This window comes from Acidiferrimicrobium sp. IK (genome assembly GCF_025499425.1).
Lineage (GTDB): Bacteria > Actinomycetota > Acidimicrobiia > Acidimicrobiales > Palsa-688 > Acidiferrimicrobium.
In genome coordinates, this window is sequence record NZ_JAIMCB010000010.1 from 72,002 (window position 1) to 95,966 (window position 23,965).

18 protein-coding genes are annotated in these 23,965 nt (G+C 72.4%); 11 read left to right on the forward strand and 7 right to left on the reverse strand.

Annotated features, from left to right (window positions below):
• Positions 1-126: 126 nt before the first annotated feature.
• The 4 genes from K6U06_RS16775 to K6U06_RS16790 all read right to left on the reverse strand — a co-directional run bounded on the left by K6U06_RS16775 (position 127) and on the right by K6U06_RS16790 (position 4,167).
• Positions 127-1,113, reverse strand: coding sequence for an acyl-CoA desaturase (locus K6U06_RS16775; protein WP_262323109.1), 987 nt, complete (start codon positions 1,111-1,113; stop codon positions 127-129).
• A 153-nt stretch (positions 1,114-1,266) separates the two neighbouring features.
• Positions 1,267-1,626 (reverse strand): TraR/DksA family transcriptional regulator, encoded by a 360-nt coding sequence (locus tag K6U06_RS16780; RefSeq protein WP_262323110.1) that lies wholly within the window; start codon positions 1,624-1,626, stop codon positions 1,267-1,269.
• A 159-nt stretch (positions 1,627-1,785) separates the two neighbouring features.
• Positions 1,786-2,625: a transglutaminase family protein gene (locus K6U06_RS16785; RefSeq protein WP_262323111.1), complete on the reverse strand. Its 840-nt coding sequence runs from the start codon at positions 2,623-2,625 to the stop codon at positions 1,786-1,788.
• A gap of 84 nt (positions 2,626-2,709) precedes the next feature.
• Positions 2,710-4,167 (reverse strand): purine-cytosine permease family protein, encoded by a 1,458-nt coding sequence (locus tag K6U06_RS16790; protein ID WP_262323112.1) that lies wholly within the window; start codon positions 4,165-4,167, stop codon positions 2,710-2,712.
• 189 nt (positions 4,168-4,356) lie between these two features.
• Here K6U06_RS16790 and K6U06_RS16795 point away from each other — a divergent pair, with 189 nt between their 5' ends.
• The gene (locus tag K6U06_RS16795) at positions 4,357-5,427 is read left to right on the forward strand and encodes an alpha-hydroxy acid oxidase (protein ID WP_262323113.1); all 1,071 of its coding nucleotides are present in this window, start codon (positions 4,357-4,359) and stop codon (positions 5,425-5,427) included.
• An 11-nt stretch (positions 5,428-5,438) separates the two neighbouring features.
• Here the strand turns inward: K6U06_RS16795 and recD are convergent, their stop codons facing one another.
• The 3 genes from recD to recC are packed head-to-tail and all read right to left on the reverse strand — an operon-like array spanning position 5,439 to position 14,433.
• A complete protein-coding gene (gene recD, locus K6U06_RS16800; RefSeq protein ID WP_262323114.1) occupies positions 5,439-7,409 on the reverse strand; it encodes an exodeoxyribonuclease V subunit alpha in 1,971 nt (656 codons plus the stop codon).
• Entirely contained in the window at positions 7,406-11,071 is a 3,666-nt protein-coding gene (locus K6U06_RS16805; RefSeq protein WP_262323115.1) for a UvrD-helicase domain-containing protein, read from the reverse strand. Before K6U06_RS16805 ends, recD begins: the two co-directional genes overlap by 4 nt.
• Positions 11,068-14,433: an exodeoxyribonuclease V subunit gamma gene (gene recC / locus K6U06_RS16810; RefSeq protein ID WP_262323116.1), complete on the reverse strand. Its 3,366-nt coding sequence runs from the start codon at positions 14,431-14,433 to the stop codon at positions 11,068-11,070. The genes K6U06_RS16805 and recC overlap by 4 nt, the downstream gene beginning before the upstream one ends.
• 100 nt (positions 14,434-14,533) lie before the next feature.
• Between recC and K6U06_RS16815 the strand changes: the two genes are divergently transcribed.
• The 10 genes from K6U06_RS16815 to K6U06_RS16860 all read left to right on the forward strand — a co-directional run bounded on the left by K6U06_RS16815 (position 14,534) and on the right by K6U06_RS16860 (position 23,964).
• Positions 14,534-15,475: a hypothetical protein gene (locus K6U06_RS16815; protein ID WP_262323117.1), complete on the forward strand. Its 942-nt coding sequence runs from the start codon at positions 14,534-14,536 to the stop codon at positions 15,473-15,475.
• A 3-nt stretch (positions 15,476-15,478) separates the two neighbouring features.
• Positions 15,479-15,922: a septum formation family protein gene (locus K6U06_RS16820; RefSeq protein ID WP_262323118.1), complete on the forward strand. Its 444-nt coding sequence runs from the start codon at positions 15,479-15,481 to the stop codon at positions 15,920-15,922.
• A gap of 35 nt (positions 15,923-15,957) precedes the next feature.
• On the forward strand, positions 15,958-16,344 hold the full coding sequence (locus K6U06_RS16825; protein WP_262323119.1) for a DUF4280 domain-containing protein: 387 nt from the start codon (positions 15,958-15,960) through the stop codon (positions 16,342-16,344).
• 212 nt (positions 16,345-16,556) lie between these two features.
• Positions 16,557-18,128, forward strand: a complete 1,572-nt coding sequence (locus K6U06_RS16830; protein WP_262323120.1) for a phage tail sheath family protein — start codon at positions 16,557-16,559, stop codon at positions 18,126-18,128.
• Positions 18,129-18,196: 68 nt separating this feature from the next.
• Positions 18,197-18,661: a phage tail protein gene (locus tag K6U06_RS16835; protein ID WP_262323121.1), complete on the forward strand. Its 465-nt coding sequence runs from the start codon at positions 18,197-18,199 to the stop codon at positions 18,659-18,661.
• Positions 18,662-18,692: 31 nt separating this feature from the next.
• On the forward strand, positions 18,693-19,190 hold the full coding sequence (locus tag K6U06_RS16840; RefSeq protein WP_262323122.1) for a hypothetical protein: 498 nt from the start codon (positions 18,693-18,695) through the stop codon (positions 19,188-19,190).
• Positions 19,187-19,357, forward strand: coding sequence for a DUF6760 family protein (locus K6U06_RS16845; RefSeq protein WP_262323123.1), 171 nt, complete (start codon positions 19,187-19,189; stop codon positions 19,355-19,357). Before K6U06_RS16840 ends, K6U06_RS16845 begins: the two co-directional genes overlap by 4 nt.
• On the forward strand, positions 19,354-19,827 hold the full coding sequence (locus tag K6U06_RS16850; protein WP_262323124.1) for a phage tail protein: 474 nt from the start codon (positions 19,354-19,356) through the stop codon (positions 19,825-19,827). The genes K6U06_RS16845 and K6U06_RS16850 overlap by 4 nt, the downstream gene beginning before the upstream one ends.
• 4 nt (positions 19,828-19,831) lie before the next feature.
• Complete coding sequence (locus K6U06_RS16855; protein ID WP_262323125.1) at positions 19,832-23,305, forward strand: DUF4157 domain-containing protein; 3,474 nt, start codon at positions 19,832-19,834, stop codon at positions 23,303-23,305.
• Complete coding sequence (locus K6U06_RS16860; RefSeq protein ID WP_262323126.1) at positions 23,305-23,964, forward strand: LysM peptidoglycan-binding domain-containing protein; 660 nt, start codon at positions 23,305-23,307, stop codon at positions 23,962-23,964. Before K6U06_RS16855 ends, K6U06_RS16860 begins: the two co-directional genes overlap by 1 nt.
• The last annotated feature ends 1 nt before the right edge of the window (position 23,965 follow it).

A 23,965-nucleotide genomic window follows, 5' to 3' on the forward strand; every position in this document is an offset into this window, starting at 1 on the left:
CATCCGAGCCCTAGGCGACCACCCACCACCCACCACCCACCACCCACCCATCACCCACCACCCACCACCCACCGCCCGCCACCCACAGCCGGCGAGGGGGGTGACGAGCGGCTGAGGAGACGAGCGCTACGCCGCTGAAGGGGCGGGCGCCGGAGGCTGCACAGCCTCGCGGGCCCGGGCTGCGAGGGCCCGGCGGTCGGGCCAGCGCACGTGGCTGACCCACTTCAGCTTCTCGAACAGCCAGATCAGGCGCGCGCTGGTGTCGATCTGGCCTCGCAGGACCCCGTGCCGGGCGGCGGAGGGCTCGGCGTGGTGCAGGTTGTGCCACGACTCGCCCATGGAAGGCAGGGCCAGCCACCACACGTTGCCGCTCTTGTCCTTGGTCTTGAACGGCTTACGCCCGGTCACGTGGCACACGGAGTTGATGGAGAAGGTCACATGGTGCAGGAGCGATACCCGCACCAGGCTCCCCCAGAAGAACGCGGTGAGGGCCCCGGCCCACGACCAAGCCCACAGGCCGCCGATCACCGGCGGGATGAGCATGGACGCCACGACCAGCCACTTGAACGACGCGTTGACCTTGACGATGTCCTGGTCTTTCAACATGTCGGGGGCGTACTTCTGGTGTGAGGTCTGCTCCAGGTCGAACAGCCAACCCATGTGGGCGTGGAAGAAGCCCTTGGTCAGCGCCCGCAGGTTGGAGCCGTAGCGCCACGGGGAGTGCGGGTCGCCGTCGCGATCGGTGAAGCGGTGATGCTTCCGGTGGTCGGCGACCCATTGGATGACCGGACCCTCGATCGACATCGAGCCTGCGATGGCGAGGAGCACCTTGAGCCACCTTTTGGCCCGGAACGACCGGTGGGTGAACGCCCGGTGGAAGCCGATGGTCACGCCGTGACCGGTGAACCAGTACATGGCGATGGCGATGACCACGTCATGCCAGCCGAGGCCCCATCCCCATAGGACGGGTACGGCAGCGAGAACAGCGAGGAAGGGCACCACGATGAAGAGCGCGAGCGCCACCTGCTCCCAGCTCTGCTTGACAGCGACCGGCCCTTCGCTCCCCAGCGGCTCGAGCTCGTCTGGAGCGGTGAGTGTCTCGGTCGTGGTCAATCGATCTCGCTTTCTTGTGGTTCGCCGCCGTGGTCAACTGGCGGCGATGGCCATTAGCTGAGTTGAGTCTGTCACGCCTGTAGCACCTTCGGCACTGCGGGTGGGAAGAATTACGTGGATCGCGGTGTTGGATGCCGTCCTGTCAGCGTTTGGTTACCCCTTTGTGGCACATGTCACGCACCGGGTCGTGCCCGGGAGCGCCTCCAACCGGGCGGCGCCGATGTCTCCGCCGCACTCGACGCAGCGGCGGTAGGTCCCTGCGGCCAGGCGGCGCTGCGCCGCGTCGAGGTCGTCCAGCTCTTGGCGGGCCCGGGCCAGCAGCCCGCCCACGCGAGCCCGCTCGAAGCCCACCGTCGAGCCTTCTGCGTCGTGTTCGTCGTCGGGGCTTGCCGCGGTGGACTCCGCGATGGCCAGCAGCTCCTCCTCCAAGTCGGCGACCACCTCGACGACGCGCTTACGGGTCGCAGCCAAGAGTCGCCCGGCGGCGACGCCGCTTGCAGGATCGTCGGTCACTCCAACGTATGTACCCAATCCGCACGAAGCCCAGCTCGGTTGGTTACCGAGCTGGGCCAGGAGCAGCCCACCAAGGCCGTCACCCGGCGGACGCCACCTCACACAGGACCCACCTCACACACGACCCACCTCACACAGGACCCGCCTCACAGACGGCGCTCACGGACCCGCCTCCACGCTCAGGGTCTTGGTGACCGTCAGGGTGGCGTCGACCAGCTCGTCGGCCTCGAAGGTGCCCGACAGGGGGGCCACGTCGTCGTAGTCGCGCCCGGTCGCCACGGTGAGGTACCGCTCGTCGGTGCGCCGGTCGTGGGTGGGGTCCCACGCCTCGACTGCGAACCGGGCTCGGCGCCCGGCGTTCACCGGCGTCAGCGTCTCGACCCAGGCGTGGCTGGCACCCTCGCCGGCGAGGTGGCCAGATACGTAGCGAGCCGGCAATCCGACGGACCGGCACACTGCGAGCATCACGTGGGCGAAGTCCTGGCACACGCCGACGCCGCCCGCGGCGGCCTCGGCGGCGGTGGTCCGCACGCCGGTGATACCCGGTCGGTACTCGAGGGACCGGTGGACCATGGAGCAGATGGCTCGAGCGTCGGCGTCGCGTGCCGCCGAGGCCATCGCGGCGATCGGGCCTTCCGCCGGCGGGTGAGTGAGGTGGGTCGGGGGGACGAACCTTCCGATCGAGGAGACGGCGTGAGGTTTGGCGTCGACAGCGGTCCCGGCGTCTATGACGAACTCGACGGCGCGCTCGACCGTCGGGACCTGGACGTCGATCACAGTGTTCCCCCAACGGTCGCTGCGGGTGACCCACGTGGCGCCCTCGCCGCCGCGGACGCTGAACTCGTGGCGGACCCGCCGCTGCCCACCGTGGACCTCCGGCGGAAGCACAACCAGGCGCTGGCGGAGGTCGGTGACCGGCGAGGAGTACTCGTATCTCACGACCTGGGCGAGTACGTGTCCGACCGCCCCTCCCGCGCGCTGGTCCATGACGGCGCTCACCGGACCGACTCTGCCCCTTGCATGGGTCCGGAGTGTGACAGACCGATGAACTCAACGGGAGGACCGCCGTGCCCGGCGCGCAGGTCAGGAAGCGGCGACGGGCTCCAAGGAGGTGGTGTCGTCGTGGCGGGGGTCGGCGGCCTCCTTGCGCACCTGGCGGCCGGCGAGGAGGAGGTAGGCGACGCCGGCCACCGCGATGCCGGTGAACACGCTGAGGTCGGCACCGGTCGCAAGTGTGGAAATCGGCCCGACGTAGAACGTCTGGTTGAACGCCAACACCGAGGCGGCGCAACCGAGGATCCAGCTGCCCACCGCGGCCCACCGGACCCCTCCCCGGCTCCAAAACAGGCTGCCCCGGTCGGTGCGCTGCAGCTCGCCGACGGGGTAGCGGTAGCGACGCAGGACCCAGTCCACGAGGAAGATGGCCATCCATGGCCCGATCCAGGCGATGACCGCGGCCACGAAGTCCCCGAGCAGCCTGTTGAACGACGACGAGAACACGGCGTAGGTGGTCAGGCCGCCGGCGACGACGGTGTCGATCAGCACGGCCTGCCAGCGTTTGACCGGGAGGCCGATGGCCTGGAGGGTGACCCCCGAGGAGTAGAGGTCCAAGCAGTTGATGGCGAAGAGCTGGACGATGGCTGCCACGAGGAACGGCCACAGGAACCACCCGCTGAAGGCGTGGGGGAAGTTGGTAACCGGGTTGTCGCCGGCGCTGGAGACATAGGTGGCGACCGCAGCGCCGAGCAGCATGATGAGGATCTCTGGTACTGCCGTGCCGAGGAATATCCACCCGACGATGCCCTTCTTGGATGCGTCGGGCGGGAGGTAGCGGGAGAAGTCGTTGCCGCACTCGACCCAGCCCAGACCGGCGAGGGTGATCACGAACGCCAGGCCGACCATGAAGGTGCCGGCGTCGGCGCTGGAGTGCACCCCGCCCGGGTTGGCCTTGCCGAGGGTGAGGGCGGCCAGGATGACGTAAATGACGCAAAACGGGGCGATCATCGCCCGCAGCGCCTTGACCACCGTGGCGTGGCCGAGGAACGGCAGGACGGTCTGGATGGCTGCAGCAGCGACGATGAAGATGATCTTGCCTCCGGTGCCGGCGCTCCACCCCGCCTTCGCGGACAGCGCGACCGCGGCCAGCACGATGAGGGTCAGGCCCTCGGTCTCGAACCCGACCTGGGTGGCCCAGTTGAGCAGCGCCATCAGCCGGGACCCGTTCGGCCCGAAGCTGGCCCGGTTGATGGTGAACACCGTGGTGCCGGCGACGGGGCCCTGCAACGAGCAAAGGCCGAGCAGGACGTAGGACAGGTTGCCTACGACGATGCAGACAACGGCCTGGCCGAAGCTGAGCCCGAAGGTCATCAGCACCGCTCCGTAGACGAGGTACTCGAATTGCACGCTGCTGCCCGCCCACATCCCGAACAGATGGTGGGGACGGGCCCAGCGCTCCGACAGTGGCACGTAGTCGATGCCGCGCTGCTCGACGGCAAACGCCCGGTCGGAAGCCGGTGCGATCGTCTCGGGGGCGGTGACCATCAGCGGGCTCCTCCGGCTGGTGTTGGTGAGGTCGACGGGTGCAGCAGGGTACGGCGCCGGCGGTCGCCGACGCCGCCCTTCACCCTGTGCGCGCCGATCCCGGAGCGCAAGTGATCCCGATGAACGCTGCATGACAAGCCGCCCGGGCTACGGTCCCCAGCGCCGCGTTTCGACGAGACAGGGGTCGCTGTGGGCGTGTTGCAGCTGATCGAGGAGCAGCGCCGGGCGGCGCTGGCGACGGTTCCCGCGGAGGTCGCGGACTACGTGGCGGCGGGGTCGTGGGCGGAGATCTCCGCCGGCGAGGCGGTCCGGGCGTGGCAGCGGGTCCGGCTTCGCCCCCGGGTGCTTCGCGACGTGGCCGATCTCCGGACCGCCACCACGATCATGGGCAGCGACCTGGCCGCCCCGATACTGGCTGCGCCCAGCGCTTATCACGGGTTGCTGCACCCCGACGGCGAGGTGGCGACCGCCGCAGGGGTGGCCGCGGGAGGCGGGTTGATGGTCCTGTCTTCTCGGTCGTCGGCGTCGATCGAGGCGGTCGGCGATGCAGCCGGTCCTTGGTGGTACCAGGTCTACGTCCTCGCCGACCGGTCGTTGACCGAGGCGCTGGTCCGTCGGGCCGCGGCCGCCGGGGCGCGGGCCTTGGTGCTCACCGGGGACACCCCGATCGTGGGGGACAAGTCCAAGGCGCCAGCCATCCCGGTCCCTCCGTCGCTTCGCCACGTCAACACCGGCCGCCACCTGGCGCCGGCGGTCCTCGCCGACGATGCGGCCGCCCTGGCGGCCACCACGCAAGACGCCGGGACAGGGATGGACGCCATCGGGTGGCTCCGGGACGTGTCGGGGTTGCCGGTCCTGGTCAAGGGGGTGCTCCGAGGCGACGACGCCGCGGAGTGCCTGGCGGCGGGCGCCTCGGGGATCATCGTGTCCAATCACGGTGGGCGGCAGCTGGACCAGGCGGTGGCCACCGCCGACGCCCTCGCCGAGGTGGTCGACGCCGTCGACGGCGCGGCCCCGGTCGTGGTGGACGGAGGCGTCCACGACGGGCTGGCCATCGTGACGGCGCTGGCCCTCGGCGCCGCCGCGGTGATGGTCGGCCGTCCCGTCCAGTGGGCGGTCGCGGCTGGCGGCGCCAGGGGCGTCGAGGCTTTGTTCGAGGCGCTGACCGACGATCTGCGCCGGGCTATGGCTCTGGCCGGCGCGGCGTCGCCCGAAGCCCTTGACCGCAGCCTGATCTGGCGACCACAACCTCAGGGCTGAGCAGCGGCTTGCTAGTCGCCCCAGAGGCGTTGCCGTAGGCCCGACGCCCGGGCGATCGGTCGTTCGACGGCGCTGCGCAGGACCGCCTCGGGCCCCACGACGGTCACCCGCTGGCGGGCTCGGGTGACCGCGGTGTAGAGCAGCTCTCGGGTGATGCTCGGGCCGCCAGCGTCGGGAAGGACCACCACTACTTCTTCGAACTGTGATCCCTGGCTTTTGTGCACGGTCATGGCGTGGAGGGTCTGGACCGCTCGCAGCCGGGCGGGTGCCACCTCGCGAAGGGCGCCGCGCCGCTCGAACAGCGCCACGGGGCTCCCGTCCCTGCCCGCCACGACGACCCCGGTGTCGCCGTTGTAGAGCTGAACCTCGTAGTCGTTCTCGGTCACGAGTAGTGGACGCCCGGCGTACCACGGACCGCCCAGGCCGTAGCCGGGCACCGCCTCGGCCAACCACCGTTCGATGCGTTCGTTCCATGCCTCCAGGCCGGCCGGCCCCTGCCGGTGGGCGCACAGCACCCGCAGGGCGCTGAGCGCCTCGACGGCGTCGGCGCCCCGACCGTCTTGTGCGGCGCGGGCCAGGGCGGCCCCGGTGCGCACCACGTCGTCGCGCACCCTGCTCGCCTGATCGGTGTCGAACCAGCGCAGATCGTCTCCCCCGGCCCGCAGCAGCGTGATCACCGCGTCGCCGTCCCCTGCGGCCACCGCGGCCGCCACTCGGGCGATCCCGCCGCCGAAGCGGTGAACCCGTTGGAGCACGACGATCCCGTCACCGATCGCACCGGCGACGCCCGGGTCGCGGGCCGGGACCGGGGCGCCGGTCAGCGCGACGAGCCGCCGGCGGGTCGCATCGTGCATGCGCATCCCCGCGGCGGCCGGTCCCACGACGTCTCCGAGCACCGCCCCGGCCTCGACCGAGGCCAGCTGCTGAGGGTCGCCGACGAGGACCAGCCGGGCGTCGGGGCGGACCGCGTCGACCAGCTTGGCCATCAGCGACAGCGAGAGCATCGACGTCTCGTCGACAACGACGACATCGTGGGGCAGGCGGTTGCTGCGGTCGTGGCGGAAGCGGCTGGCGCTGTCGGGGCGCCAGCCGAGCAGGCGATGGAGGGTGGAGGCTTCCAGACCGAGCAGCCGCCGGCGGACATCGTCGCTGACGTCGATGCGCGCCGCCTCGTCGTGGACCGCCTCAGCCAGGCGGGCCGCCGCTTTGCCGGTCGGCGCCGCGAGGGCCACCCGGAGGGGACGGCCGCCGGCAGTCGCCGCCTGCGCCTCGAGCAGGGCCAGGATCCTGGCCACGGTGGTCGTCTTGCCGGTACCGGGGCCGCCGGCGACGACCGAGACCCTCCCGATGACCGCTGCCGCCGCGGCCAGACGCTGGAGGTCAGGGGCAGGCGCGCCCGGCGGGATGGTGCCGGTACCGCTGTCGGGGAACAGGCGTTGCAGCCCGTCGGTCAGCCCCTCGGGGTCGAGTTCGCTGTCGGCGAAGGGCCGGGCCGCCCGGTCGGCCAGATCGGCCGCGACCTGGCGCTCCTGGCGCCAGTAGCGGTCGAGGTAAAGCCGGGAGCCGACGAGACGCAGCGGGAGTGGGTGGGGGTCCTCGTCGCCTACCGCCGCCATCCCGGACCCGGCCATGGCGTCGAGCCAGCCGCCGACGTCCGGCCAGGGAAGCAGCGCCAGGTCCGCGCCGGGGTCGATGTCGCTGGTCGCGGTGCCGGCGATGGAGGCCAGGTCCACGCAGACGTGACCGAGCCGCACGGCGCGCACCGCGAAGGCGGCGCCGAGGACGGCGTCGGGATGGTCGACGCCGCCTGCCTCGGCCAGGTCCGCCAAGCGCCGGGCTACGTGGATGTCGGGTGAGGTGAGCACGGCCGGCTCGTTCCACACGGCCAGGGCGGGCGGGGCGGTCGCCGCCCGGCGGGCGTCGGCCGGCTCCAGTCCCGCTGGCCGGGGGCGGGCCGCGGCACCGACCCACGAGCTGCTCATGGCACCCCGCGGTCGAGGAGGTCGGACAGCTCGACGATCATTGCCGCTGGCGGCTCCCAGGCGAACACGCCGGCCGGGTTGCCGTCCTCGACCGGCGTCGCGGCGCCGGCCATGCCCCGCAGGAACAGGTACAGCACCCCGCCGAGATGCCGGCGAGGGTCGTAGCCGGTCAGGCGCCAGCGCAGATAACGGTGCAGGGCCACCGAGTAGAGGACCGCTTGGAGCGGGTAGTGCTCGGCGGCCATGGCCTCGGCCATCCGTGCCGGTCGGTAGTGCCAGGTGGTGAGGGCCTCGCCGGGCGAGCCCAGCCAGTTGGTCTTGTAGTCGACGACCACGAAGCGGCCCTCAGCCGCCGGCCCGTCGCCCCCCGGTACCGGCGCCAGCCGCAAGACCAGGTCGATACTGCCGACCAGGTAGCCGCGCAGCAGCTGGGCCATGGCTGGATCAGCCAGCCGATCGGGGTACCAGCCGAGGGGATCGGCGGCGGGTAGGTGGCGACGCATGCAGCCGGCGATGTCGGCCAGGGCCAACTGGGCGCGGGGGGTGTCGCCGCCGACCAGGGGCAGCTCGAAGGCCAGCTCGTCGAGGCGGTCGGCGCGTCCCACGTCTCGTAGCCGCCGCCCGCCGGCGAGGGGCCCGAGGGGAGTCTCGATCACCGCTTGTAACGCCGAGGGGAGCCCAGCCAACGTCGGGTCCTCCGCCCGGCCGGTGACCGCGGCGAGAGCCGCCGACAGCGCCGCCGGCAGGTCGGGGACGGAGAAGTCCACCGCCTCGCACATGGCGTGGACGGTGATACCGAAGGCTGCGCCGGCGGGCAGCGCCGCCATGGGCGACGGCAAAGCGCTCGCCTCGCCGGTGACCGCAGACCCACCCCCGCCGCCAGACCCCCCGCCGCCTGCACCCTTAGACTCGCCCCCGCCGCCAGACCCGCCGCCGCCAGACCCCCCGCCGGCAGTCAACGGCAGGGCCGCGTCGGCCAGGGCGTCGGGAGCGGCCGGCTCGTCGGTCAGGCCGGGCGTCTCGGCTTCGCTGGCCACGGTGGCCGGCCGGGCCGCGCCGTGGGCCGCGGCGGTGAGCCCGGTGTAAGAGGTTCGCCGCCAGGTCACGTCGAGGGTCCGCTCGAAGCGGTCGACGTCGAGGTCGGCCGCCTCCGCCGCTGCCGGCTGGAATGTACCCCGGGTCGGCGCACCGACGCGCTCGACCGTGATCGTGCCGGCGGCACGCGCTGCCAGCTCGTGCATCCTGGCCTCGACGACGTCGTCGTCTTTCGGTACCGCCGCGGGCTTGGGCGACATCGACCCGGCCGGGGCCCGGCCGAGCAGCAGCCGGGCCAGCGGCGCGTTGGTCGTCTCGTGCCCCGTCGCCCACCACACCACCACCTGGTGGCGGGCCCTGGTGAACGCGACGTAGGCCTGCCGAAGGTCCTCACCGCGCCGCTCCTCGGCGGCCCGGGCGCGATGACGCCACCACCCGTCGGGCCGGTCGCCGCCGACGTCGATGGTCCGCCGGTCGCCGGCGTCGGGGTCGTGGTAGAGCGGCATGGCGTCCTTGTCGGGGAAGGCGTGCCACAGGTAGGGCAGGTAGACGACCGGGTATTCGAGGCCCTTGCTGCGGTGCACCGTCTGGATCTGCACCGCCTCGGCGTCGGATTCCAGGCGCCGGCTGCGCTCCTCCGCGGCGGTGTCGGAGCCGGCGGAGTCCACCCGATCCCGCAGCCATGCGGTCAACGCCCGCCCTCCGGCACCGGACTGGAGGGCCTCGGCGTGCAGCAGCTCCGCCACGTGCCGCAGATCAGTCAGGCGCCGCTCCCCGCCCACGCAGGCCAGCTCCCGGGCGACCAGCCCCTGCTCGACGGCCACCGTCTCGGTCAGCGCCGCGACGCCACGCTCGGCCAGGACCGCGGCCCAGCGGTGCAGCACGGCTTGGAGACCGTCGAGTTCGGCGTCGGTCGCCTGGACCAACGTCGCGGCGTCCCAGCCGATGAACGCGGTCAGCGCCGCGGCTCGGGCCCTGGCCGTCGCCGCCGGCTGCTCCAACGCCTCGAGCAGCGTCAGCCACTGCCCGGCCGCGGGGGTGGCAAACACGCTCCCGCCGCCGGCGATCACCGCGGGCACCCCGGCGGCGTCGAGGGCCCGGTGGATGGTGGCCGCCTCGTGGTTGGCCCGCACCAGCACCGCCACGTCTCCGCAGGTCAAGCCCCGGCGGCGAGGAGCGCGGCCGGTCGCGTCCCGCGCCCCGATCCCGCCCGGACCCTCGATGCAGGCGGCCCCTGCGACGGATCCACCGGCGGGGCGCTCGTCGGGGAGGGTGGCGCCGGAGGAGACCAAAGCGACGATGTCGTCGGCGACGTCGGCGGCCACCGCGAGGCGGGCGCTGTCGGCCTGCGCCCATCCCTTGGCTGTCTGCTCGATCAGCCCGTCGCCCCGGTGGAGCAGGCGCAGTCGCAGCGGTGCCGGCGATGGCGCGCCGGCCAGGCGGCTGGTGTCGTGGCCGGCGGCGGCGGTGACGGTCCGGTACGGGATCTCGGGGTGGCCCAGGGTGGCTCCGGACATGAGGGCGTCGAGCGCGTCGAGGAGCGGCTGGTCGCTGCGCCAGTTGGTGCCGAGGGTGCGGGGCTGCCCGGCGGTCGCCCGCGCCGCGAGGTAGGTCCACACGTCAGCGCCGCGGAAGCTGTAGATCGCCTGTTTGGGGTCGCCGATCAGCAGCAGGGGCACGTCGCCGGCGGCGAACGCCTTCCGGAAGATGTCCCACTGCTGCTGGTCGGTGTCTTGGAACTCGTCGACCAGCACCACGGAGAAACGCCGCCTAAGGCGGCCCACGGCGGTGTCCCCCGACGGACCGTCGAGGGTGGCCGCCAGCCGGGCGATCTGGTCGTCCCATCCGATGGTGCCCGCCTGTCGGGACCGGCGGATCACCTCGTCGCGCCCGCGCGCGGCCAGGCTGGCCCGCAGGCCCTCTGGGGTGTCGCGGCCGGCCAGGGCCGGCTCGAGGAAGGCGTCGCGGTTGGCCACCGCGGTGGCGACGATCTGTCGGGCCTCCTTGCGGGTGAACGTCGGGTGGTCCCAACCACGGAACTTGCGCAGGTACAAGTCGTCGACCACCTCGTCCACCAGCCCGTCGTTGTCCTCGACGAAGCGGAGGTCGCGCCCGCAGTCGGCCGCGGTGCCCAGGCTGGTCAGGACCTGCTCGCAGAAGCCGTGGATGGTCGAGATCGTCGCCGCGTCGAAGTCGGCGAGGGCCGCCGACAGGTGTTCCAGCCGGCGGGCCACGTCATCGACTGACCCTTCGGCCAGGAGATCGACCAGCTCGTCACGCTCGACTGGCGACTTGTCGGCTCCGTCGGTTCCGTCGGCTCCGGCCGCCTCGCCGGCCCGCTCGACGCCGGCCGCGGCAGCGCGCAGGCCGGCCTCGGCTGCGACCAGCCGGGCCCGCACCCGGTCGCGGAGCTCCCCGGTGGCGCTGCGGGTAAAGGTGACGACCAGCAGCTGGTCGATGGGGGTGCCCTCGGCCAGGTACCGCACCGCCAGGTTGGCGATGGTGTAGGTCTTGCCGGTCCCCGCTGACGCCTCGAGCAGCGTGACCCCCCTCGGCAGAGGAGCGGCCGGGTCGAAGGGCACGGCGGCGTCCCCGGCGCGCACGGCGCTCGGCGCGATCCCCGTCATGACAGCACCTCGAGCGCGAGCAGGCCCGCCCACAGCCGCTGGGCCAGGCACCCGGCGCGGCTGTGGTGACCGCCCCAGCCGGCCTCGTCGGGGCGCGGTCGGGCCGCGACGTAGCGGTCCCAGTCGAGTACACCGCCAAAAGCCAAGCGGTGAGCGGGATCCTGGTCTTCGAGCGGGAAAGGCGCGCTGTAGCCCGTCACCCACTCCCGCCTGGCCGCGGCCTCTCCGTCCCGCCCGCGATGCGCCTCGGCCGCCCACGCCGCGGCGGTCTTGGGGGCCAGCGGCAGCGGCTCTCGCATGCCCCGCAGGTACAGGTCGACGATGGCATCCAGCTCTTGGGTGGCCCGAGCCAGGCGGGTGGCCGGGTCGGGACCGAGCGGCGGGATGCGGGCCACCGCCACCGCGTTGCCCTTGCCCCGGCCGACCGAACGGGCCGTCCACGGCTGGTCCGGGTCCGACGCGCTCAGCGCCACCACCCGGACCCAAGCCGCCAGCCGGTGCTTGGCGGCAAGACGCGAGTAGGTCACGGTGCGCACCTGGGCGCCGAACACGTCGCCGACCGTGCCCGCCACGGTGAACCCGGCCCCCGGCGCGGTGACGTCGATCAGGCGGGCGTCGCGGGTGGGCGCGGCGGCCTCCGCGATCAGGGCCTCGACGGCCGGGGTCATCTCGTCGAGAACCCGCCGGCCGAGGCGCCCGGGCGGCAGGGACCCGCGGGCCAGCTCGGCGCGGACACACTCGTCCGCTCCGACGCCGGCGAGGCGCGCCGCCAGCAGCCGGTCGCCGACCTGCCACTTCTCCAGCGGGTCGAGCTCGATGGCTATGGAGTCTCCCGGTTCCACCCGCTCGCCGCGCACGGTGACACCGAGCCGCTGGCGGAGGAACGCCTTCACCGGGTGTTCCACGAAACGCACCAGGTCGTCGAGACCCACCGGGTCGGGCCGCAACGGAGCCAGCACTTCGCTCAGCGTGCTCGGCGCGGCAGAGCGCGACCCGCGAGCTGCCTGCGCACCGTCCAGGGCGGACCGATCGAAGCTCCAAGGCGCGCCCGCCACCAGCGCGCCGGGCACGAAGTTGCGCTCGTCGAACGGCTGGAGCGGGTGGGTGACCAGCACCTTGTGGCGGGCCGGTTCGTCGCCGGGGACGCGCACGGTGCGGTCGACGACGTCGAGCAGCTCGCCGACGGGCACCGCCGGCGGGCGGGCGGCGTTGGTCCTCTCGTCGCGCCCGGCGTAGGTGATGATCAGGGTGTCTTGGGCGGCGAGCAGCGCGTCCAGGAGCAGTTGGCGGTCCTCGCTGCGGGGATCTCGGTCGCCGATGTGGGGGTCGGCGGCCAAGAGGTCGTCGCTGCCGGGGGTGCTGCGGCGGGGGAAGGCGCCATCATCGAGGCCGAGGAGACACACCACCCGGTGGGGGACGGAGCGCATCGGGACGAGGGTGCACATGGTGAGGTGCCCGGTGCGGAAGTTGGCTCGAGTCGGGACACCCCGGAGGCGGTCGGCGAGAAGCCCCCGGACTTCGGCGGGCGACAGCGTCGTGGAGACGCCGGCGGGGCTGGCTGATGCCTGGGCGTGGAGCTCGTCGAGGATCCGGGTCAGCTGGCTGCGCTGCCACTCGTCCGCCGGCGAGCAGGCCATGAGAGCGTCGGCTGCGCCGGCGATGGCGGTCATCCACCCTTCGACGCTTCGGGGCTGGCTGAAGTCCCGCAGCACGGCCCCGACCCGCTCCACCAACTCGGCCAGCCGCCCGGCGAGGTCGATGTCGCCGCTGTCCACGTCGTCGAGGGGGAGCACTCCGCCTACCAAGGCGTGGGGTTCCTCGGACATGGCCACGCCGGTCAGGATCCGGTCGAGGCCCGCGGCCCACGTCCCGTCGCGTACGCCGTCGAGCCGGTACGGGCTGCGCCACGGACCGTCGATCCCCCACCGCACCCCCGAAGAGCGCACCCATCCGTCCACCCGGGTCAGCTCGTCGTCGTCGAAGCCGAAACGGGTCCGCACCGGAGCGGTGCCGGCCAGGTCCAGCAGGTCGGATGCGGTGACCCGGCCGGTCGCCAGGTCCAGCAGCCGCGCCACCGCACCGAGCACCGGGTTGGTCTGACGCAGAGACCGGTCGGCCAGGCGGACGTGGAGATCGGCGCCGGCGACCTCCCTTCCGGGCCCGAACGTGGCGTGGATGAGAGGGGCGAACGCCTCGATGTCGGGGCACATGACGATCACGTCGCGAGGTTCGAGCGTCGGGTCGGCGGCGAGCTGGTGGACGATGGCGTCGCGCAGCACCTCCACCTGCCGGGCCCGCCCGTGGCAAGCGTGGACCTGGATGCTGCGATCGTCGTCCGCCATCGCCGGGCGGGTGTCGGAGGAGGTGGAGAAAGGGGGGGCGGCTGGCTGGCGGTCCGCCCTTACGTCCGCCTGGATACGCCCGAGCAAGGTCGCCGGTGCGACCGGGTCCGGCAACACCGCGCCGGGCCGTGCGCCAGCCCGGGCCAAGACCACCTGCATCTCTGTGGCGTCGCGGCCCCAGGTGTGCAGGAGCGGGTTGGCCGGAACCGGCGGGCGGTGGGTGCGGCGCGACAGGCCGGGCGCGCTCGGCAGCGTGGTGATCCGATCCCACAGCACCGGGGAAGGATGCAACAGCCACAGGTGCACGTCCCGGCCGGCGGCCAGGGCCGCGAGCAGGTCGAGGTAGCTGGCCGGCAGCCGGGTCAACCCGAACAGCGACAGCCGCCCGGGCAGCTCCACCAGGTCCGGGGCCTCGGACAGACGGGCGCAGGCGGTCTGCAGCCGTTCGGCCGGCCCGGGGACGCCGATGCGGGCTCGCAGCCGGCGCCACAGCTCGGCCTGCCAGGCCTCGTCGGGGCCGGATGGGGAGTGGTCGGCGGCGGCCCAAGACCGCAGCAGCTCCGGACGGTGCACCCCGTAGCGGTCGAACAGGTCGGCGAGGTGGCGGACCGTGGAGAACCGTCGGGCCCATCGGTCGTCGCCGGGCGCCTGCCCTAGATGCGCGGCCAGCGGGGCCAGCCACGGCTCGGCGATGGCGTCGTCGACGACGCCGAGCAGCGGCCACACCGATCGCTCGGCCGGCCACGGGTCCTCGGCCGGGTCCACGCCCGTCGCCGCGGCCAGCGCGGCGCCTACCAGCGCCGCCGGGAACGGGAACTCGACGTTGGCGCACACCCCGTCAGCGCCGCCCGGCCGGGCGCCGAGCACGCCCGAAATCCGCTGCGACAACCATCGCTCGACTCCCCTGGTCGGCACCGCCACGATCTCGGCGGCGAACGGGTCGCCCACCGGGGAGCGCAGCACCTCCGCCAGGCCGTCGGCCAGGCTGTCACCACGCGACGCTCGGTGCAGCTCCAGCATGGAGGCGACGGTACCGGAGAGGTGTGACGAGACCTATAGTGCCCACGTCCGGGCTGGCCAAGCATCCCGCCGGCCGAGGGACAGGTAGGAGGGCGAGGGGATGGCCACAACGGCTCAGGATCTTCAGAGCACGGCGGCGCCGAGCCCGACTTCCGGCGCGCGCCGCTACCCCAGCCGTCATCCCGACGTGGTGGCCTTCCGCGAGGCGGTGGTCGCGCTGGCCGCCAGCATCCCCGACAGCGACGACGCCCGCCACCACGCCGCTGACGCGGGACGCCGACTGGTGGTCCTCGGCGATGCCGGTGACGCCGACGCCCTCCGTTTGCTGCTGCGGCCCGACCCTTCGGTACCGGCCGTCGCGTGGACCGTCGCTTGCTACCAGATCGGCGACCTGACGCCGAGCGCTCTTCGCGACTTCGCCGACCCGGTGGAGGCGGTCACCACCCTGGTTCACTGCGGGGAGGCCAGCCACCTCGCCGCCGAGCTGGTGGCGTCCACCGACGACGGCCTGCGGTGGACGTCGGTGATCCGCACCGGCGACCTGCTGCGGTTCCAGCTGCTCGGGTCGGCCACCTGCGTGGCCGACGCCCAGGGGACCCGCCTGGCCGCCGCCGAGCGCGAATGGGAGGCCCAGCTGCTGCGGTGGGCGGTGGGCGACGAGCCAGCGCCAGAGGATGTCCCCGGCCTGCCCGCAGTCGCCGTCGCCGCGTCCGGGGAGGCGCAGGCGGCGCCGGCTCCCAACGTGTTGGAGGCACTCGTCGAGCAGGTCCTCAGCACTCTGCGGACCGCGGAGCGACCCCCCGAGCCTCCCGCTCCTGAGATCCTCGACCGGCTGGCGGCCATCGAGGGGCGTCTCGACGACATCACTCGGGCTCTGGACGGGCTGCGTAGAGACAACCGGCAGCTTGCGCTGGCGTCCTGGTGGCAGCGGGTGCCTCGCCTGGCGGCGCTGCGGGCGACCTTCGAGCTGCACATCCGAGGAGACGCCCCGGCGCGCCCGGTTGGCCACGCGGCCGCCATCGACACCACTGCCAACGACTGAATAGTGCGCCGCCTCACCCTGCTCGCGCTCGTCGCGACCCTGGCCGCCGGCTGCGGCAGCTCCAACCATTCCGTCTCCGCCAACGAGTCGGTGTTCCATCTGAAACCCGGCAGCTGCATCGTCCCGCCCACCGACATCAAGGCCGAGGTGGCAGACCTCAAGGTTGTCTCGTGCAAGACCCCCCACACCCAGGAGGTGTTCGCGCTGGTCGACGACAACTCCGGCGACAACTACCCGGGCGCGGCGGCGCTGCGCACCTTCGCGGACGGCAGCTGCCTGCAGCGGTTCAAGGCGTATACCGGGGTCGACTACCGAGACTCTTCGCTGTTTTACACCTATTTGTTGCCGTCTGTGCGCAGCTGGGCCGCGAAAGACCGGACGATCGTTTGCATCATCACCACCACCGGCCAGCCTCTAACTGCCTCTGTGAAGGCGTCCCACACCTGATCTGGTCGCTCTAATCCCCAGGGAGACACCCTGTCATGCCCAAGCCCGTCATGACCACCGGAGCGATGATGCAGTGCAGCTTCGGACTTGCTCCGTCTGTGCTGAATGTGTTGCCGATTGCTCGAACCACCAGCGGCGGCCTGCCGGTGGCGACCATCGCCGACGCCCTCCCCATGGTCAACATCCCGCCGTTCGGAATGTGCTCGACCCTGTCCAACCCGATGGTCGCCGCGGCCACCGCAGCTGCGCTCGGCGTGTTGACCCCGATGCCGTGCATCCCGGTCACCGAGGCCTGGATTCCGCAGTCGCCGCAGGTGCTCGTCGCCGGTAAGCCGGTGCTCGTCGCCGGGTCGCAGTGCATGTGCAACTGGGGTGGGGTCGTGACGGTCACCCCGTCTGGTGGGGTCACCACTCTGGCCTGACGCCAGACGAATCTGGCATTTCACCCAAAAGACGGATCGAGCGGCGAGATTCTGTCGCACGGCAGCCGGGCAATGGGCTACATTCCGGCATTGATGGTGCGGCTGGTTCGCCGGTCACCCGCATGGAGGGGGCGCTCGAAAGACGGTCCGACCATCGGCTTTTTCTGGTTGATGCGCCACATCGAGTCCTGTGAACAAGAGGAGAGCCGTCCATGCCCACGTACGCCGCACCTGGTGTCTACGTCGAAGAAGTCCCGTCCTCCCAGAAGAGCCTCTCTGCGGCAGCCACCGCCATTGCGGCCTTTGTCGGGTTCACGGCCAAGGCGCCGTCTGACGACCCGGCCGACCCCGAAGGCCTCCAGCCCCGACTGGTGACCAGTTGGACCCAGTTCGAGCAGCTCTACGGCGGCTTCGCGAAGGGCTGCATGCTGCCCCTCTCGGTGTACGGCTACTTCCAAAACGGCGGCAACATCGCCTACATCGTCCGGGTCCCCAACACCGTCCCGGCCGGCGAGCCCTCGCAGCTGGCGCTGCCTGCGGCCGACCGGGCCCTCGGCACGCCTCTGGAGATCACCAGCATCGAGCCTGACGCCGAGCTGTCCGTCGCGGTCGAGCCCGTCGACAGCGGCGAGGACCAAGAGGGCCCGGCTCCGTTCGATCTGGTCATCATCGAGGGCGGCAGGGAGGTCGAGCGTTTCCCGTCGGTCACCCTCACGCCCGGCGACGACAACGTCGAGAAGCAGGTCAACGGCGTCTCGACCAAGGTCAAGGTCAAGGTGCTGCTCGACAAGGGCATGGACCTGTCCAACGCGGTTGACATCTTGAAGCCGGGCGTGTTCAGCCTCGAGAAGGCCCCGCCGAAGCCGGTCCCCGTGACCGGGAAGAAGTTCTCCGGTTCCGAGACGGCTCGCACGGGCATCAACGGCCTGTCCATCGCCGACGAGGTGACGATGGTGGTCGTGCCCGACCTGGTCACCGCGGCCACCAAGGAGGACGGCACCTTGGACCTCGGTCTCTGGAAGGCCGTCCAGACCGCCCTCATCGGGCACTGCGAGCTGCAGGGCAACCGGATGGCCGTCCTCGACTCGCCTCCCGGGATGACCGTGCAGCAGATCAAGGAGTGGCGCAGCGACGTCGCGATGTACGACACGCAGTTCGCGGCGTTCTACTACCCGTGGATCAAGGTTGAGAACCCGGCCGGCACCAACGGCGACCGCGAGATGTACGTCCCGCCGTCGGGCCACGTAGCAGGGGTTTGGGCCCGCACCGACGAGACCCGCGGCGTGTGGAAGGCCCCGGCCAACGACACCATTCGCGGCTGCCTGGACATCGAGCGGCCCATCACGAAAAACGAGCAGTCCCTGCTCAACCCGATCGGGATCAACTGCATCCGCCCGTTCGGCACGCGGGGGATCCGCATCTGGGGGGCGCGCACCCTCTCCTCGGACAGCGACTGGCGCTACATCAACGTCCGCCGGCTGTTCAACATGGTCGAAACCACGATCCTGGACGGCACGCAGTGGGCGGTGTTCGAGCCCAACGACGTCAAGCTGTGGGAGGGTGTGAGCCGCACGCTGACCGCGTTCCTCAACAGCTTGTGGACCGCCGGGGCGCTGTTCGGGGCAACGCCGGACCAGGCGTACTACGTGAAGTGTGACGCCGAGACCAACCCGCCCGAATCGATCGACGAGGGGCGCCTGATCGTCGAGGTCGGGCTGGCGCCCGTCAAGCCCGCCGAGTTCGTCATCTTCCGGGTCAGCCAGCAAAAGCAGGTCGCCGGCTGACGCCGGTGCCAGCCTCCATCCTTTACCGACCGTGAACCACGCAACGACTGTGACCCTAGGAGCGAACCATGCCTAGCACCTTCCTCTCTTCCGACCCGATGATCGGCACCAACTTCTTCCTCGAGATCGACGGCGAGGTCATCAGCAACCTGATGGCCGTCGACGGACTCTCGATGGAGGTCGAGCACACCGACTTCAACGAGCGACTGACCGGCGGCAAGCTGGTTCAGCGCGTCGCGCTGTCGAAGCCCAAGATGACCGGCGAGCTGACCGTGAAGCGGCTCGCTCCTCTAGACGCCACCTCCGACAACGTGTGGAAGTGGTTCGACAGCGTCCGCAAGGGCGACATGGCCAACGCCCGCAAGGGCGGCTCGATCGTGATCTACGGGAGCAACTTCACCGAGATCTCCCGGTGGAACTTCACCGACGCGTTCGTGACCAAGATCGCCTCCGACGGTGTCGACGTCACCAAGAACGACCCGATCACCGAGACGATCACCATCTCCTACTCCGGCCTGGAGCGCAAGAAGTGACTGACAGCCCGACGCCGGAGGTGGCGAGGGGATGAGCGGGGTCCGCACCGAGTTCGAGTTCGTCCTGCCGCGGGGCTACGTCGACGAGTCCGGCGCCCTGCACCGCAAGGGCACCATGCGCCTGGCGACGGCCCGCGACGAGCTCCAGCCGCTGCGCGACCCGACGATCATGGGTCCGGATGACCCGCGCCTGACCATCCTGGTCCTGGCCCGGGTCATCCGCACCCTCGGTACCATCACCCTCGTGACGCCCAACGAGATCGAGGGGCTCTTCGCCGCCGACCTGGCGTACCTGCAGGACTTCTACGGGGTGGTCAACTTCGGCACCGACGCCGACATCGACGCTCTGCTCGCCGCGCAGCAGGAGTCGCTGGCTCCCGCGGCGCCTCCGCCGGCCGCCCCCGCGCCGCCGGCGGAGGAGACCGCCGAATCGTCCGCCGCGGCGTCGGCGCCGTACGTGCCCTTGGAGAGCGACCGCCCGGGCGGCCGGCGGGCTGCGATCCAAGAGGTGCCGAGCACCACTCGATGATCCGGTACCCGCCCGAGGCCCTGTGGCAGGAGGTCGTCTACCTGGCGTACCACCTCCACTGGCCCCTCGATGACCTGCTCGACTTGGAGCACGGCGACCGGGCGCGGCTCGTGCGGGGTGTGGCGTCGCTCAACGCCAGGGCGTGGGAAGCGGTCCGGGCCCAATGAGCGACACCACCACAGGGTTCAACGGCGAAGCCCCCACCAGCGCTGCCTTCCTCTTCGAGGTGGACGGCGTGGAGATCGGCATGTTCTCCGAGATCGAGGGCCTGGAGGTCACCGTTGAGGTGGCCACCTACTCGGAGGGCGGCGAGAACGGCTTCGTTCACCAGCTGCCAGGTCGCATGACCTGGCCCCACATCATCCTGCGGCGCGGCGTGACCAACAACAACGCCCTTTTCGACTGGGTGAACAAGACCGCAGGGACCGGTTTCGCGGCCAACTCCAACAAGTTGACCCGCAACACCGGGGCGATCACCGCGATCTCCACGTCGGGCACCCGGCTGCGTTCCTGGGAGCTGCAGGACGCCTTCGCCGTGCGATGGGTCGGGCCCAAGTTCGACAGCGGCGGCAACAACCCGCTGCAAGAAGAGATCGAGCTAGCCCACCACGGTTTCACGACCAAGACCTACTCCTGATCCGATGAGCTCCGAGGACCCGACGTTCCCGCTCGGGCGGCAGATCGCGAGCCGCTACTTCTGGCACCGAGACAACGTCCGGGCCCACAAGGCATCCCTCGGACGGCTGGCTGGCGGGGCAGGCCAGTTCTCGTCGATGGTCGGGCGTCCCCTATCCAGCCGCGCCCGCCTCGAGGCCACCACCCTGCGACGGGTGCCCGCGACCTCCGCCCTCCCAGTAGGGGCGCCGCCCGCGCCGCTGCTGGCCGCGTGGTGGGACCGGGCCCGGGCCGACGACGACACCGCTGCACCCCCGCCGCGGGGCCTGCCGCGGGCCGTGTCCAAGCGGATGCGTTCCCGCGTCGGCGAGGCGACCGGCCCGGCGTCGGTGACGCAGCGGATGTCAGCCGAGCGGGTGTTCGTCCGTCACCCCGCCGACGTCAGCGCAGTAGGCCCGATGCTGAGCGACCGGGAGGCCGGAAGGACCCGGCCCGCTCGGCGCGAGCCCCGCAGCGCGCCGCAGGAGCGCCCCGCGTCGCCTGGCGACGCAGCGGGCCCAGGACCGGGCGGCTCCCGGTCGGGCAACGCCACTTCTCGCGGCGCGCCCGGACCCGGCCGCCCTGGCGTGGCCGGCCCCGCGTCCTTCGGGATCGGGGCGTCGCCGCCCGCACCTCGGCGGGCCGCGGCCCGCGCCGCCGCGGGCCACGCCTCGGCGCGACGGATGGCGGCGGATCTGACCGCCGAACACCGCTTCCCGCCGCCGGCGTCGGTCGCCCACCCGGCACCCCGCCCGGTACCGGCCGGGCCGGTCGCCACCCTCCGGCCCGGGCGGGCCGCCACGACCGCGGCACGCCGGAGCGCACCGGCGCCGGCGGCCTCGCCGCGCCGTCAGGCGTCGATTCGCCAAAGCGCGGCCTCCTTCCCGTCCCCCCCGGCCCTGGTCGCGCCCAAGTCTCTGACGGCAGGCCCCGACCTGTCGCCGCCTCCCGGCCTTTCGGTCCCTCCGTTGCCTGCGGGACCGCCGCTCCCCTATGCCGCTACTGGCTCCGTGCTGCGTCGGGCGCCGGCCCCTGCGGCTGGTTGGGGGACCGACCCCGCGGCGGTGGTGCCGCCGGCCGCGACGCCCCCGGCCGACCCCGCGGCGGTGGTGCCGCCCGCGACGCCCCCGGCCTCCCCCGTCCCTGCCCCGGCGGGCCCCACGCCAGCGGGGTCAGCTCCGCCTGAAAGCCCGGCTGCGCCCCACCACCCGGCGCCGGTAGCGCCGGCCGCCCCGCCGGCGGGACCGGGGGACGCGGCGGACGCCACCGCGGTGGCTGGGGACGCCCCGCTCGAGCGGGCCCAGCGCGCTCCGGGGATCGGCTTGGGAGCGCTGGCCGCTCCGGTGAGCGCGGCGCTGCAGAGGGCCACAGGCCGGAGCCTGCTGTCGCGGCGGGTTCCGGGCGGAGCTGGGCCGTCCCGGCCCGGGATGATCGGCCCGGTCGCTCCTCCGGCTCTCGGCGGGCGGGGGCCGGAGGGGACCAGGACCACGCCGGGTTACCCCCCTGCGGGGGACGGCCCGCTCCGCCGGGTCGCGCTGGCATCCTCTGACCGCCCGACGGCTGGGGGCGCTGGCAGCGAAACGGGAGCGAGGAACGCCGGAACGTCAGGGGCCCCGGCACTGGCAACGCCGGGAGCGCCACCCGCGACGGGCACAGAACCGGCGCCGAGAACGGCATCGCCGCAGGCGGCGGCCGGACCGACTACAGAACCAGCGTCGACAGCAGCATCGGCGCGAGCAGCAACAGCACCGGCGGCGTCCCCGGCCAGTCCAGGCGAGCGGCTCCACGCCAGCGCGGCAGGAGCGCCCGGCGATCTGTCGTCGGCCCGCGACGCGGGCGCTGCCCTCGCCGGCTCGATCGACTCTCCCGACGGGGCGGAGATGGTCCGTCCCGGCGCGATGGCCCGCCGACTGCGCCTGGACGGAGGCGACGGGTCGGGCTCGCATCCGATCGTCGGCCGTTCGTGGAGCCGAGCCATCAGTCGCCTCGTCGCCGGGCCGGCCGAAGCCGCTTCGCTGGCACCCGGCGTGGTTCGGGCCTTGCCCGCGCCGCCGGCCGGCGCCGCCGGCAGGCCCGACGCGTCGGATCCCGCCGGCGGCAGGGGCGACGCGGCGCGCGCCGCCCGCGCCGGCACGAAGACCGCCACCAGCGAGCCAGCGACCGCCGGCGCACCCGGCCAGGTCCCGGCGCCGGCTCCTCAGCCGGCGGTCCCCGGGGGGCGTGGGAGCGTTGCCGCGTCCGATCAGCGGCTGGGTCGCCCGCTGCGTCCAGGTGATGCGGCCGGCGCCGCCCCCGGCCGCGGCACGGGTCAGGGCCCGGCGCTCCGGCGGCGCGCCGGGGACGGGACCGCCGTTGCCTCCGGTGCGTCCGAGGACCCGTTCCATGCCGGTCACGGGCAGCTACCCCGGGCCGGAGACCACCGCCGGGCAGGGCCGGGTATCCAGCGCCGGCACGACCCCCGCCGGTGGACGGTCGCCGGGCCGGTCACCGCGTCGTTGCAGCGCCTGGCCAGTTTCGACCGCTCCTTCCCCGACCGCGGCCCGCTCCACGTCACTCACCCCGACGGGCTGGCCCCCGGACCGGGGGCGGCCCGGATCCGCTGGCATGGGAGCAGCGAACCGGCGGGAGACACCGCGCGGGGGCTTCTCCCGGCGACCGGCGCCGGAGCGGCCACCGGCAGGCAGGGTCCGTCCTCAGCATCCACCCGGTTCGCGGCCGTAATGCGCAGCCGCGGCCAAGACCGGCCCGAGGCGCTGCCGGCCCACCTGGAGCCCCTGGCCCGAGTCATCGCCGGGCGCGCCCCGGTGAGCATGTCGACCGGGCCGAACAGCCGAGCGGCGCTGGCCGCCGCCGGCAAGCGGGCAGCCACCGTAGGGAGGGTCATCCACCTCGAAGGCGCCCCCGACCGCTCGGCGCGCACCTCGGAGATCATGGCCCACGAGCTGGTGCACGTCGCCCGCCCGTCCGCGGTACCCAGGTTCTTCGGGGACGACCACCGCGACGCCGAGGAACGGCACGCCACCCGCACCGGCCAGTTGTTGAGGGCGTTGGGCGGCCACGCCCCTGCCGACCTTCGCGGCGCCGGCGTGGAGCGCCTGGCGGTCGCCGCACCCGCGCTTCCTTTCCCCGCCCCTTCAACCACCGCCGCCCCACCCCGACCACTCGTCCCCGAACGCCGCGACCGGCGCGGCGGCGACACCAGCACCCTGCAGCGAGCGTTCTTCGACGCGGCAGGCTCCCCCGCCGTTTCCCGGCTCGTCACCGACCCGCCGGCCACCACCAGCCCCAGTCACGGAGCGCCCAGCGTGAGCTACCAATCGGAGCCCTCCCTCCCCCATCAGGGACCAACCGCGTGGGAGCTGACCCCCGAGACGCTCGAGCAGATCATCGAAGCCGTCGAGGAGCGCATCATCGAGGATCTCGAGCGACGCGGGCTTCGCCACAACCCGGGAGTGTTCTGATGCCCGCATCCAACAACAACAAGGCGTTCTTGGAGACCGAGGACAAGCAGACGATCTCCTGCCTGTTCAACCCTGCGGACCTGGCCCTGTCCCAATCCAATGGCTGGGCCGGCGCCACCCGGCCGGGGAAGGGCGTCCCCACGCTGCGCTACACCGGTGCAGCGTCGGGGGTGCTGCGCCTCACCTTGTTCTTCGACACGACCGGGACCGGGGAGTCGGTGAGCACCCACACCTCGAAGCTGGTCGGGCTGATGGAGGTCAACAGCAACCTGCCCGGTTCGAGCGCCACCACCGGAAACGCCCGTCCGCCGTGGGTGATCTTCCACTGGGGCGACTTCCACTCTTTCAAGTCCGTCGTCACCGACTTGGAGGTGACCTTCGAGTACTTCTCGTCGTCGGGCACCCCGCTGCGGGCCCGGGCCCGCATGACCCTCACGCAATACCAGCAGGACATGGCTTTCGGACCGCAAAACCCGACGTCGGGTACCCCCTACCCGCACCGGGTACATCGGGTGCAGCCCGGTGAGACCCTGGATCGCATCTCGGCGTTGCACTTCGGTGACTCGACCCGCTGGCGCAGCATCGCCGAGGCCAACGGCATCGAGGATCCGCTGGCACTCCGCGCCGGCTCGCTGCTGGCCATCCCGGGGCGGTTCTGAA